The sequence below is a fragment of the Cobetia sp. 4B genome, assembly GCF_018831605.1.
Taxonomy (GTDB): domain Bacteria; phylum Pseudomonadota; class Gammaproteobacteria; order Pseudomonadales; family Halomonadaceae; genus Cobetia; species Cobetia amphilecti.
Genome location: NZ_CP059843.1, coordinates 1,031,598 through 1,044,243, shown reverse-complemented (window position 1 = coordinate 1,044,243; position 12,646 = coordinate 1,031,598). Strand labels below are relative to the sequence as shown.

Below are 12,646 nucleotides of genomic sequence, written 5' to 3'. Positions count from 1 at the left end.
GCTGCTCCTGTGCTGGGCGATCGCGGCCGTTACCTGGCCACGTACAGCCAATCCATCAATTCATCGAAATGCGAGACGATGCGCTGCGGCGCACAGGCCTCAAGGCGCGGCACACTGTGTACGCCGTAGTCGACACCGACACTGTGCATGCCAAGGGCACGCGCCATTTCCAGATCATATTCGGTATCGCCGACCATCAGCGCCTCATGCGCCTCAACGTTCAGCTCGGCCAGCAATTCCTCGAGCATGCGAGGGTGCGGCTTGGACAGCGTCAGGTCCGCGGTGCGCGAGGCATGGAACCAGTCACCGCAGTCATGGGCCATGAACATGCGGTCCAGCCCGCGCCGGCTCTTGCCCGTCGCGACGGCCAGCAGCTGGTCGGGATGGCGACGCAGACGCTGGATGCCGGCCTCGACACCGGGGAAGAAGTCCAGCGGCGTGGTATCGACCGCCACGAAATGCGCCTTGTAGGCCGCGACCAGCGCCTCGCACTGCTCGGCCGTCGCCCCCGGGAACAGGCGCTCCATGGCTTCAGGCAGCCCGAGCCCGATGATGTCGCGCGCCGCATGGGCAGGCAGCTCGCCCATGCCCGTCGCCAGCGAGGCCGCCTGCAGGCAGTCGACGATACGCGCCTCGGAATCCATCAGGGTGCCATCCCAGTCGAAGATGACCAGGCGATAGCGCGGTTGCGGCAGTCCTGCAGCGAGATCAGTCATGACGAGCTCCCAGCTCTCTGGCAGTGGCGAGAACGCGCTTCATCCGCTTGTCCAGCGGCGCGCGCACGGTGACGGTTCGCCCGTCGATCGGATCAGGAAAGCTGAGTTGGGCGGCATGCAGGAACAGGCGTTCCAGCCCGACCTTCTTCGCTAGGGCATTGCCGCGCTCGGTGCCGTACTTGGTATCGCCGAGCAGCGGGTGCCCGGCATGCACCGAGTGCACGCGAATCTGGTGAGTACGCCCGGTAATCGGCTCGGCCTCGACCAGCGTCATGCTCGGATAGGCCTCACGCACCGCGTAGCGGGTGCTGGCCGTCTTGCCGGCCTCATCGACGCGCACCCGACGCTCGCCATTGCCACCGTCATAGCGCTCCAGCGGCGCATTGACGTAATCGCGACGTGAATCCCAGCGCCCCTCGACCAGCGCCAGATACAGCTTGGTCATCTTGTGGGCCTTGAGGTCGGCGTTGAGCTGCAACAGCGCAGCCCGCGACTTGGCCAGCAGAATGCAGCCGGAGGTATCACGGTCCAGGCGATGCACCAGCTCCAGGAACGGCAGGTCGGCGCGAATCTGGCGCATGGCCTCGATCAGGCCGATCTTGACGCCGCTGCCGCCGTGCACGGCAAGCCCCGAGGGCTTGTTGATGACCATGAAGTCATCCGTCTCGCGCACGATGCAGCCCGCCAGTACCTCGCGCAGGTTGTCACTGACTTCCTGCACGGCGGCTTCCGGCGAGAGGCGCAGCGGCGGCACCCGCACCAGATCACCCGCCTGCAGGCGGTAATCGACCTTGATGCGCTTCTTGTTCACGCGCACTTCACCCTTGCGCACGATGCGATAGATCAACGCCTTGGGTGCGCCCTTGAGGCGGGTACGCAGAAAGTTGTCGATGCGCTGCCCGGCCAATTCCGGGGCAACCTCGATCCACTGGACTGATTGGCCTTCGGCCATGTCGCACTCCTTTCCGGCCCCGCCTTCGCGCGGCCTGCTCATCTTGTTGCCGTGCGCCTGGGCGCACTCAGACCGGTCATTCTACGGTGTCATGCGACCAATGGGGAATCATCGTGCCATATGCCGCTCTCATTCGCGGCTCGCCGGGCCTCGTATCTCGGGCGATGTAGCGAAGCGTTTGATCTGGCAGCTGAATTGCTGGTACATACCTTTACTGGTATATTCGAGCGCAGTGAGATGGGCCTTCTCTATATGCCCGATCATCGTCTCCGCAGCCCTGTCACAGCGGCCGGAAAAACGGCGCACCCGGCACTTCAACAAGGTGCTTCACGCCGGCGGAGAGGGTCAGATGGCCCGCAATGAAGCAACGCGCACCGACATCAGCACCGTGCAGGTCACGCAAGCACCCTGTTGTCATCTACTCTGTCGGTAGCGTGCTGTCCCGCGCATCGCACCTGTCAATCACAGGCAGCGAAGGCCGCCCCAAGGACAGTCATTCGCGGCCATTGGCCAGACCAACAGCTGACGCAAAACATCGATGTCGCTCAGGTCTCACAGGACCTGATGACGATATCAGCGGGCGCGGAACGCATGACGCCGCGCGCCGCAGCGCAATCGCCCTTCGAGCCTTCGTTGCAGACTCCACGAGATGATGTCGCGGGAGCCCGAAAGCCGCCTGCGCAGGCAAGACAGCAAGACGCCCAGTCATTCATGGGCCAACGACACAAGACCGCTCGGGCATGAAGCCCGGGCAATCATTCGATATCCGTGCCGAAGGCCGGCGTCGATGAATCGGCAAATGCCAGGTGTTAGGGAAGAGACCGCAGGGCCGGAGGAGTACAAATCCCCGCAACACGTCCTGCCTCTTCCAAGTACTCAACATGATCATGCCGCATGTGGCCCGTCCACGGACTTGCCTGCATGCGAAAAACGCATTCCACGACATGCGCTGAGCACAACACGAAGCGGAAAACGGTTCCTCGTCGCCGACGCACAATGCGGCTGCCCTTCGGCACGCCCAGTCTAGCGAGACGACATGAAACGGATGCTCATCAACGCGACCCAGCCAGAAGAGCTGCGCGTCGCACTGGTCGACGGACAACGCCTTTACGATCTCGACATCGAGTCCGGCGCCCGCGAACAGAAGAAAGCCAATATCTACCGCGGCAAGATCACCCGCATCGAGCCCAGCCTCGAAGCCTGCTTCGTCGACTTCGGCGCCGAACGCCACGGCTTCCTGCCGCTCAAGGAAATCTCCCGCGAGTACTTCTCCAAGGACCCCGGCCAGGGCCGTCCCAACATTCGTGAAGTGCTCAAGGAAGGCCAGGAAGTCATCGTCCAGGTCGACAAGGAAGAACGTGGCAACAAGGGCGCCGCCCTGACCACCTTCATCAGTCTGGCCGGCCGCTTCCTCGTGCTGATGCCCAACAACCCGCGTGCCGGTGGTATCTCCCGCCGCATCGAGGGCGAAGAGCGCGCTCAGCTGAAAGAAGCGATGAACAGCCTGACCCTGCCGGACAAGATGGGCGTCATCGTGCGCACCGCCGGCATCGGCAAGAGCGCCGAAGAGCTGCAGTGGGACCTCGACTACCTGGCCCAGGTGTGGGACGCGGTGACCAAGGCCGCCTCCAGCCGCCCTGCCCCCTTCCTGATCTACCGTGAATCCAACGTCATCATCCGTGCCATGCGCGACTACCTGCGCAATGACATCGGTGAGGTGCTGATCGACTCTCCGGAAGTCCAGGAAGAAGCGCTGTCCTTCGTGCGTCAGGTGATGCCGAGCTACCAGCAGAAGATCAAGCTCTACGAAGACGACGTGCCGCTGTTCTCGCGCTTCCAGATCGAATCCCAGATCGAGACCGCCTACCAGCGTGAAGTGAAGCTGCCCTCCGGTGGCGCCATCGTCATCGACCACACCGAAGCCCTCGTCTCCATCGACATCAACTCCGCTCGCGCCACTCGCGGCAGTGATATCGAGGAAACCGCGCTGCAGACCAACCTGGAGGCCTCCGACGAGATCGCCCGCCAGCTGCGTCTGCGCGACATCGGCGGCCTGGTGGTGATCGATTTCATCGATATGACGCCGGCACGCAACCAGCGTGAAGTCGAGAATCGTGTGCGCGACGCGCTCAAGATCGACCGCGCTCGTGTCCAGATCGGTCGCATCTCACGCTTCGGCCTGATGGAAATGTCGCGTCAGCGTCTGCGCCCCTCACTGGGCGAGACCAGCGGCGTGGTCTGCCCGCGTTGTGACGGCCAGGGCACCATCCGTGACGTGCGCTCCATGGCGCTCTCCATCATGCGTCTGATCGAAGAAGAGGCCATGAAGGAGCGCAGCTCGCAGATCCGCGCCATCCTGCCGGTGCCGGTCGCGACCTACCTGCTCAACGAGAAGCGCGCCACGCTGTTCGACATCGAACGTCGTCAGGGCGTGAATGTCGTGCTGCTGCCGAACCCGGAGCTCGACACGCCGCACTACGAAGTCGTGCGTCTGCGTGACGACCACGTCGATGAAGACGGTGCCGACAAGTCCAGCTTCGAGCTGTCCGTCGAGACCGAAGTCGGCAAGGAACCGGATCCGAACTTCGACAAGCCGCCGGCGCGCACTGAAGCGGCCGTCAAGAGCGTGTCCCACACCACGCCTGCCCCGGTTGCCGCACCGGAAGCGCCTGCCGCAGCGCCCGCCGCCGTGGCAGAGAGCGCTGACAGCAGCAATGACAGCGATAGCCGCAACGGCAACGGCAAGAACAACGGCAATCGTCGTCGCAACGGCAACGGCAGCAGCAACGGTCGCAACCGCCAGGAGTCGCGCAACGAGTCTCGTAATGACACTCGCAGCGAAGGCCGCAACGACAGCCGTCAGAGCTCGCGCAATGACAACCGTCAGGGCAACCGTTCGAGCCAGGGCAATGACACCCGCGCTCAGGCCAGCAAGCAGGAAGTCGTGGCGCAGCCTTCAGCCCAGACTCCCGCCAGGACTGCCGCTCCGGCCGCCGGTGGCGGCCTGCTGTCGCGCTTGGCCCGAGGCTTCAGCCGCCTGCTGGGCAATGACAGCGACACCGCCGTGCCGGCCAAGTCCAGCGAAGCCCGCAAGGCACTGGAAAAGGCCCGCGAGCGTCGCGAGACCGTCAGTGAAGCCAGCGCTCCGGCAGCGGCTCGCAACGACTCCCGCAATGGCCGCAACGCTGAACGTAGCAACGACCGCAACAACGACCGCAGCAACGACGGCCGTGGCAATGAGCGTGATGACAACCGCAAGGACTCCCGTCGTCGCAATGACAACGCGTCACGCAACAACGATGGCGAGTCACGCAACAGCGGCAACGATTCCCGTGGCAACGACGCTGACAGCAGCAGCCAGAACGATGGCCGCAGCAACAACAAGCGCCGTCAGCGCAACGACCGTGGCAACCGTCGCAAGTCCAACGAGTCGCGTCAGGACAGCCAGCAGGAAATCGTCACCAACGACAGCAAGCCGCAGGCCGAACCGGAGCAGACGCCGCAGGCTGACAACAGCCCGAAAGCCGAAGCCAGGAGCAGCGACAGCCAGAACGCCAAGGCCGACAACGCCAGCAAGCGCGATTCCGGCAAGCGCAGCGACAAGCCGGCCCGTGGTGAAAAGCCGGCCAAGACTGACAAGGCCGAGCAGGTCGACAGCAAGCAGGCACGCGAGTCCATCAAGGCGGCCGAACAGGCCGAGCAGGTGGAACAGCAGGTCAGCAGCGAAGACCAGCAGACCCGCAACAACCCGCGTGTGCGCAGCCGTCAGCATGCTCTGAACCCGCAGGCGGTCGAAGAGCAGAAGTCGCTCAAGGCCATGACGCTGGCAGGCCCGCAGGCCGCCGCTGCTCCGGCAGCCGCCGCTGCGGTGCCGGCCATTGCCGAGGAAGGTGCCGAAGCCATCAGCGCCACCACCGCTACCCCGCAAGGCGACGACAGCGCTCCGCAGGCTGAAACCAGTGCTCCGCAGGGTGAAAACAGCACCGCGGCACAGGACGCGCCGGCCAGCGCCAAGCAGTCTGCCAGCGCAGACCTCACGGCAGCCGTTGCACCGGAAGTCAGCGAGCCGAGCAACGAGGCGCTGAAAGAGACGGTAGCCCCTGAGTCAGCGCCATCCGATGCGCAAGCGTCTGAGTCTGAGCCAGCGACAGCGGAAGTGCCCGAGCCGGTCGTCGAAGCACCTGTCGAAGAGGCGTCCGAAGCGCCTGTCACTGGCGTTCACCAGGCGCAGAAGACTGAGCAACACGCCGCCCAGCGCACTGAGCAGCACGCCGTCCAGCAGCCAAGCGTGCACCAGCCGCAGGCCAGCAGCGCAGCTGACGACGCCGTCGACACGCCGGCCGTCACCGCTGCAGAAGTCGCGCCGGAAGCCGCGGCCGATGAGCAGTCGCTGAAGGAAAGCGTGACCAGCGAAGCCGCTGTGTCTGAAGCGCCGCAAGGTGAAGTTACTGCCGGCGAAAACGGCGCTGACGCGCAAGCTGCCGAGCAGACCGAAGCTCAGGCACCTGTCGCTGAAGCAGAGGAAGCGGTCGCCGCTGAAGCAGACACTGCCAGCCAGCCTGCGCAGCCTGTGGCGGAAGAACCTGCCGTGGAAGACCCTGCCGCTGAACAGCCTGTACAGGAGGCCGCGCACGAAGAGGCTCCTCAGCAGACTGAGACCAGCGAGGCGAAGGTGACGCAAAGCGCTAGTACTACTGAAGTGGCCAGCACTGAGATTGAGCCTGCCGTCAGCACTGAGCGCACCGCAGATACTGTCGCTGAAGCTGCGGAAGGCTCTCAATCAACTGAGGGCACTGATTCTGCTGAAGGCTCTGCAAATGCTGAAGGCTCTGATGCTACTGCTGAAGGTGCCGAAAGCGCCGTCAACGTCAGCGCCAGCGTCGAGAATGCGCCGGCCGAGACAGCGTTCGCGACTGCCGAGCGTCACGACAATGTCGCCGTGGCGCAAGCCGTGAGCGACGACTCCCACACAGGGGAAGTCGCTGACAGCGAGCACAAGCAGGCGCCGAGCGAGCAAGACGAGACGACAGTGGCAGAAGGCGCGCAGCAGGACAGCACGCAGCCAGCCACCGAGACCCGCCGTCGCCGTGGCGAACGCGCCTACAACGATCCGCGCGAAGTGCGTCGTCGTGAGCGTGAAGCTGCCGAACGTGCTGCTGCACAACAGGCCAGCGCAGAGACTCAGGACACGACCGCTCAGGATGACAGCAACACGTCTCACTGAGTCCTGAGGCTGGCGCCCTGCCCCTGCCGTCGCTCTGCCGCCCCTTTCAGCCACCAGCGCTGAAGGGGGCGCCAGAAAGGCAGCAAGACAGGGTCTATGCGAAGGTCTATGCCAGCCGCTCCCGTTGAGCAGCAAGTCAGATGAAAACAAGAACGCCCCGCAGGCTTGCCTGCGGGGCGTTCTTGTTTTCAGTGCATGCTATTTTCAGCGCCTTGTGTGCGTGCCTTCACTTCAGCGCAGGTCTCATGTGCACGACTCTGGGCCTCAGCCCTCGTGCCTCACCCTTCAGGCATCATCCCCAGCTCCCGCGGCTCCTGCTCGAGCCAGACCCCGAAGCGGGTGTGGACGGCCTCACGCACCTCCTGCGCCAGTGCCAGCAGCTCCGTGACGGCACCCTCGCCGAAGTGCACCAGCACCAGCGCCTGCTGAGCATGCACGCCGACATGGCCTCTGCGCGCGCCCTTGAGACCACATTGATCGATCAGCCAGCCTGCTGCCAGCTTGATGCTGCCATCGGCCTGCGGGTAATGCGGCAAGCTCGGGAAGCGGGTCAGCAGCGCCTGGGCCTCAGCCTGGGGAAGCTGTGGATTCTTGAAGAAACTGCCGGCATTGCCGAGTTGCGCGGGGTCGGGCAACTTCTCACTGCGCGTGGCAATCACCGCCTGGGCGACCTGCAACGGCGTCACCTCCTCCCATTGCGGCAGCGCCGCGCTGACGCGCTGGGCGAGATCACCATAACCGAGCCGGGGCGACGCCTGGCGCGATACCTGCAACTCCAGACGCGTGATCAGCACGCGATGCTCAAGCGCGCCCTTGAAGATGCTGTCGCGATAACCGAAGCCGCATTCCTCGCGATTCATCCAGCGGCAGCTGCCATCTTCCAGCGACATGACTTCCAGGCGCAGCAGATGGTCTGCCAGCTCGACGCCATAGGCGCCGATATTCTGGATAGGCGCCGCACCGCAGCACCCGGGAATCAGCGCCAGATTTTCATAGCCCCACCAGCCGGCGGCGGCCAGCTCCATCACCAGGGCATGCCAGCGCTTGCCGGCCTCTACGGAGACCGTGGCTGTCAGGCCGTCTTCTGCCGGCGTGATGGTGACCTCATCAAAGGCTGGGCGCATGACATGGGCATCCAGCCACGGCAGCAATACCAGATTGCTGCCGCCGCCGATCACCACCAGACGCTCTCCAGCCTGCCGGGAGGCCAGCACCTGCGCCTTGGCCGCCTCGACGGTGTGTGGCTCACTCAGGGCGCGGGCACGCGCCGAGAAGCCCAGCGTATTGCAGCCATCCAGCGCCACCCCCTCACGTTGCGAGGTGTCGCCAGCGTTCTGATCACTGGAGACCTGTGTCATGAGCGCGCCCGCGCCGTGGTCGCCGCAGGCAGTGCCGCAATGAGCGCCTCGCAGGCCACATCGATCAGATCCAGCACACGCTCGAAGGCATCGGGGCCCCCGGTGTAGGGGTCCGGCACCTCACGACTGCCCGCTGCCAGCGCGGGCAGCGGGGTCGGCAGCAGGTCCAGCAGGCGACCGATCAGCGCCTGATCACCACTGTTGCTGCGTGCAGCCACGGCACGGGTATCGGCAAGATTGGCGTCGTCCATCACCAGAATCAGATCGAAGTCGTGGAAGTCCTGCTCGCACAACTGACGGGCACGCAGCGTGCTGATGTCGTGCCCGCGCTTCGCCGCATGCGCGATGGCCCGCGAATCAGGCTGACCGCCGACATGCCAGTCACTGGTGCCGCAGCTGTCCACCGTGACGACCTGATCCAGACCATGGCGCGTCAACGCCGCACGCAACACGCCTTCGGCACTCGGTGAGCGGCAGATATTGCCCAGGCACACCATCAGGATGCGCTCCAATGGCGCCTGACGCTGGGCCAGTTGCTCAAGAAGCTCGCTCATCAGGCCTCTCCGCTCTCGCTGCCTGCCGCTGCTTGCGCCAGCCAGTCGCGCACGCGCTCGAGATCCTCAGGCGTATCGACACCGGCCGGATGCGCCGTGCAGGCAATGGCCACCTGGATGGCATGACCATGATGCAACGCGCGCAGCTGTTCGAGCTGTTCGAGCTGCTCCAGCGGGGCCGGTAGCCAGTCGACGTAATCGGTCAGGAAGCTGGCACGATAGGCGTAGAGGCCGATATGGCGCAGCCAGGAATCGGTGGCCAGCATGTCCGGCGGCGTGGTGAAGTGCTCGCGGTCCCACGGGATAGGCGCACGCGAGAAGTACAGGGCACGCCCACGCAGGTCACGCACCACCTTGACCACATTAGGATTGAACAGGCTGTCGACACTGGCGATCGACTCCGCCAGCGTGGCGATCGAGGCACCCTCGTCTTCCTCGAGGCGTACCGCCACCTGATCGATCAGCGCCGCCGGCAGCAACGGCTCATCGCCCTGGACGTTGACCACCAGGGTCTCGGGGGCCAGCGCCAGCAGCGTGACCACCTCGGCAAGGCGGTCCGTCCCGCTGGGGTGATCGGCACGCGTCATCACCACCTCGGCCCCGAAGCCTTCACAGGCCTCACGGATGCGCTCGTCATCGGTGGCGATCACGACCCGGCTGGCCTGACTGGCGCAGGCGTTGCGCCAGACGTGCTCGATCATCGGCTGGCCATGAATGTCCGCCAGGGGCTTGCCCGGCAGGCGTGAGGAGTTGAAGCGCGCCGGAATCACGACCACGAAGCCGGACTCGCCCTTTGAACGGCTGTCGTCTGCCTGCCCCTGCTGCAGAAGGTCACTCATCAGCCGCGGCCCCCCTTGAGCTTCTCGTCGGCATCCATCTGGCGCGCTTCTTCTTCCAGCATGACGGGAATGCCGTCGCGTACCGGATAGGCGAGGCCATCGTAGAAGCACTTGAGCTCGGCGTTCGCCGCATCATAGGTCAGCTTGGCCTGACACAGCGGGCAAACCAGTAGCGCGAGCAGTTCCTTGTCCATCGAGACATCTCCGGAATAACAGCAGAAAAGAAAGAAAATTCAGCGATCAAGCACTCAGAGCGCCTCAAGGCGTTTGGCGAGCCAGTCCACCAGCGCCTGATCCGGACGCGCCTCGACATCCAGCGCCCAGCAGCGCTCATTGGCGAAGCTGCGACACTTGACGGCGTCCTTGGCGGTCATCACCACGGGCAGATTGTCGGAAAAGCGCAGATCCGTCGGCGTGAAACGATGGTGGTCCGCCAGCGGACGCGGCAGATGCTCGACCCCGAGGTTGGTCAGGGTGCGGAAGAAGCGCTGCGGATTGCCGATACCGGCCAACGCATGCACCTGACCGCTGAACGGCAGCTGGTGGGCAGGATAGCGCACGTCGTCGATCAGGTGGCGCCAATGGACCGGCGTCAGCTTCATGCAATGCGATTCCACCGGCAGGCGCGAGCAGTCGATGACACCGTTGGAGATCACCGCATCGACACTGGCGAGGCGCGACAACGGCTCGCGCAGCGGACCAGCGGGCAGGCAACGCTGATTGCCGAAGGCACGCTCACCATCCACGACCACCAGCTCGATATCGCGCCCCAGCGCATGATGCTGCAGACCGTCATCGGAGAGCAGAATGTCGCAGCCGGCGGCAATCAGGCGCCGGGCTGCGCTCGGGCGATCCGGGTCGACCGCCACCGGTAGACCGGTCTGCTGGGCCAGCATCACCGGCTCATCGCCGGCATGCTGAGGATCGGTATCGGCCTGCACGTAGAGGGGATAGCGCGGCGAATGCCCACCGTAGCCGCGCGAGATGATGCCCGGGCGCCAGCCCTGCTCGCTCAACCAGCGCCCCAGCCAGGCGACCAGCGGCGACTTGCCGGTACCACCGACGGTGATGTTGCCGATCACGATCACCGGCACCGGCGCCTTCCAGACCTCACGCTTGCCGGTGAGATAGGCATTGCGCTTGCGCGCCACCACATTCTTGTAGACATGTTCCAGCGGGCGCAGCAGATGAAGCCAGCCGGCGCCGCGATACCAGGCGTCTACCAGTCGTTCACTCATGCGTCTGCCGTCTCCCGGAACTGGATGCGATGCAGCGCGGCATAAGCACCTTCCTGAGCAATCAATGATTCGTGGGTGCCGTCTTCGATGATCTCGCCATCATCCATCACCAGGATGCGGTCCGCCTTCTCGATGGTGGACAGACGGTGGGCGATCACGAAGGTCGTACGGCCCTGACACACTTCCTCCAGCGCGCGCTGGATATAGCGTTCAGATTCGGTATCCAGCGCCGAGGTGGCCTCATCCAGCACCAGGATCGGCGAGTCCTTGTAGATGGCACGCGCGATGGCGATACGCTGGCGCTGACCACCGGAGAGCATCACGCCATTGTCGCCGACGATGGTGTCGTAGCCTTCGCTCATGCGCTCGATGAATTCGTGGGCATAGGCCGCGCGCGCCGCCTCTTCCACCCGTGCCTTGTCGACCTCACCGGTGCCATAGGCGATGTTGGCGGTCAGGTCGGCATTGAACAGGGTGACATTCTGCGAGACCAGCGCGATCTGCTGACGCATCGGGCGCAGCTTGTAGTCCTCGATGGCGACATCATCGATCAGGATGCGGCCGGTGGTCGGCGCGTAGAAGCGCGGCAACAGGCTCATCAATGTCGATTTGCCCGACCCCGAACGCCCGACGATGGCCACCATCTGCCCCGGCTTCACCTCCAGATCGATGCCCTTGAGCACCTCCGGCTGATGGTCTGCATAGCGGAAGTGGACATTGTCGAAGCGCACACGGCCCTCGAGGCGACCCTCGGGCACCAGGGTGCCGTTGTCCGGCTCTGCCGGCGTATCCAGCAGACCGAACAGTTCTTCCGAGGCCGCCATGCCCTTCTGGATCTCGCCGTTGACTTCGGTCAACTGACGCACCGGCTTGGCCATCATCGAGGCGGCGGTGATGAAGCCGACGAACTCACCGGCGCTCATGCCGGCCATCAGTTCCGGCGCCATCGCCAGCCACACCAGCGTGGCCAGCGCCACGGCGATCAACAGCTGGATGACCGGCGTGGCGGTGGCCTTGGTCAGCGCTTCCTTCATCTTCTGCTCGCGGTTGTACTCACTGACCGCCGCGAAGCGTGCCTTCTCGTAATCCTCGGCACCGTGGGTACGCACGACACGATGGCCGGACAGCGCCTCGGAGGCCACGTGGGTCACCTCGCCCATCGAGCCCTGGATACGCTTGGAGAGCTTGCGGAAGCGCTTGCTGGCATAGCTGACCACCCAGCCGATCAGCGGCGTGACCGCGATGAACACCAGTGTCAGCTTCCAGTTGGTCCAGAACAGATAGCCCAGCAGGCCGAGCACGAAGAAGCCTTCGCGCAGGATGATGGTCAGCGCCTTGGTGGCCGCTCCGGTGATCTGCTCGACATGGTAGGTGACGCGTGTGATGAGATGGCCGGTGGAGTTCTCGTCGAAATAGCGCCCCGGCAAGTGCAGCATGTGGTTGAACACCGTGGTACGCAGGGTGTGCACCACGTTGCGCGCCACATCACTCATGCAGTAGGTGCCCAGGAAGGTGCCGACGCCGCGCACGGCGAACATGCCGATCACGAACAGCGGCAGGAACAGTCTGAACTGGGCGTCAGGATTCTGAATGCCGTCGATCAGGCGCTTCATCATCTCGGCCAGCGCCGTACTCGAGGCACCGTAGATGATGTAGCCGACGACGGCGGCCAGAAACATCTTCCAGTACGGGCGAACATAGCCGAGCAAGCGGCGGTAATGAATCCAGGTGGAGTCGCGACTCACGGGGTCTCCATAGACTTGGG

At 64.4% G+C, this 12,646-nt stretch carries 9 protein-coding genes; 1 reads left to right on the top strand and 8 read right to left on the bottom strand.

Annotation, left to right across the window (positions count from 1 at the left end; genetic code table 11):
- Positions 1–29: 29 nt before the first annotated feature.
- Together H2O77_RS04425 and H2O77_RS04420 are read right to left on the bottom strand one after the other, a co-directional pair.
- Positions 30–716 (bottom strand): HAD-IA family hydrolase, encoded by a 687-nt coding sequence (locus H2O77_RS04425; protein WP_215823992.1) that lies wholly within the window; start codon positions 714–716, stop codon positions 30–32.
- Positions 709–1,668, bottom strand: a complete 960-nt coding sequence (locus H2O77_RS04420) for an RluA family pseudouridine synthase (protein WP_054555007.1) — start codon at positions 1,666–1,668, stop codon at positions 709–711. The genes H2O77_RS04425 and H2O77_RS04420 overlap by 8 nt, the downstream gene beginning before the upstream one ends.
- A 1,036-nt stretch (positions 1,669–2,704) precedes the next feature.
- Here H2O77_RS04420 and rne point away from each other — a divergent pair.
- Positions 2,705–6,892, top strand: a complete 4,188-nt coding sequence (rne, locus tag H2O77_RS04415; RefSeq protein WP_240548711.1) for a ribonuclease E — start codon at positions 2,705–2,707, stop codon at positions 6,890–6,892.
- 278 nt (positions 6,893–7,170) lie between these two features.
- Here the strand turns inward: rne and murB are convergent, their stop codons facing one another.
- Genes murB through msbA form a run of 6 tightly spaced genes read right to left on the bottom strand, consistent with a single transcriptional unit; the run spans position 7,171 to position 12,626 of the window.
- Entirely contained in the window at positions 7,171–8,250 is a 1,080-nt protein-coding gene (gene murB / locus H2O77_RS04410; protein ID WP_215823991.1) for a UDP-N-acetylmuramate dehydrogenase, read from the bottom strand.
- Positions 8,247–8,804, bottom strand: coding sequence for a low molecular weight protein-tyrosine-phosphatase (locus H2O77_RS04405; RefSeq protein WP_215823990.1), 558 nt, complete (start codon positions 8,802–8,804; stop codon positions 8,247–8,249). Before H2O77_RS04405 ends, murB begins: the two co-directional genes overlap by 4 nt.
- Positions 8,804–9,643: a 3-deoxy-manno-octulosonate cytidylyltransferase gene (gene kdsB / locus H2O77_RS04400; protein WP_215823989.1), complete on the bottom strand. Its 840-nt coding sequence runs from the start codon at positions 9,641–9,643 to the stop codon at positions 8,804–8,806. The genes H2O77_RS04405 and kdsB overlap by 1 nt, the downstream gene beginning before the upstream one ends.
- The gene (locus H2O77_RS04395) at positions 9,643–9,837 is read right to left on the bottom strand and encodes a Trm112 family protein (RefSeq protein ID WP_215823988.1); all 195 of its coding nucleotides are present in this window, start codon (positions 9,835–9,837) and stop codon (positions 9,643–9,645) included. Before H2O77_RS04395 ends, kdsB begins: the two co-directional genes overlap by 1 nt.
- 54 nt (positions 9,838–9,891) lie before the next feature.
- Positions 9,892–10,881: a tetraacyldisaccharide 4'-kinase gene (gene lpxK, locus H2O77_RS04390; RefSeq protein WP_054555010.1), complete on the bottom strand. Its 990-nt coding sequence runs from the start codon at positions 10,879–10,881 to the stop codon at positions 9,892–9,894.
- A complete protein-coding gene (msbA, locus tag H2O77_RS04385; protein WP_225347686.1) occupies positions 10,878–12,626 on the bottom strand; it encodes a lipid A export permease/ATP-binding protein MsbA in 1,749 nt (582 codons plus the stop codon). The genes lpxK and msbA overlap by 4 nt, the downstream gene beginning before the upstream one ends.
- Positions 12,627–12,646: the final 20 nt, after the last annotated feature.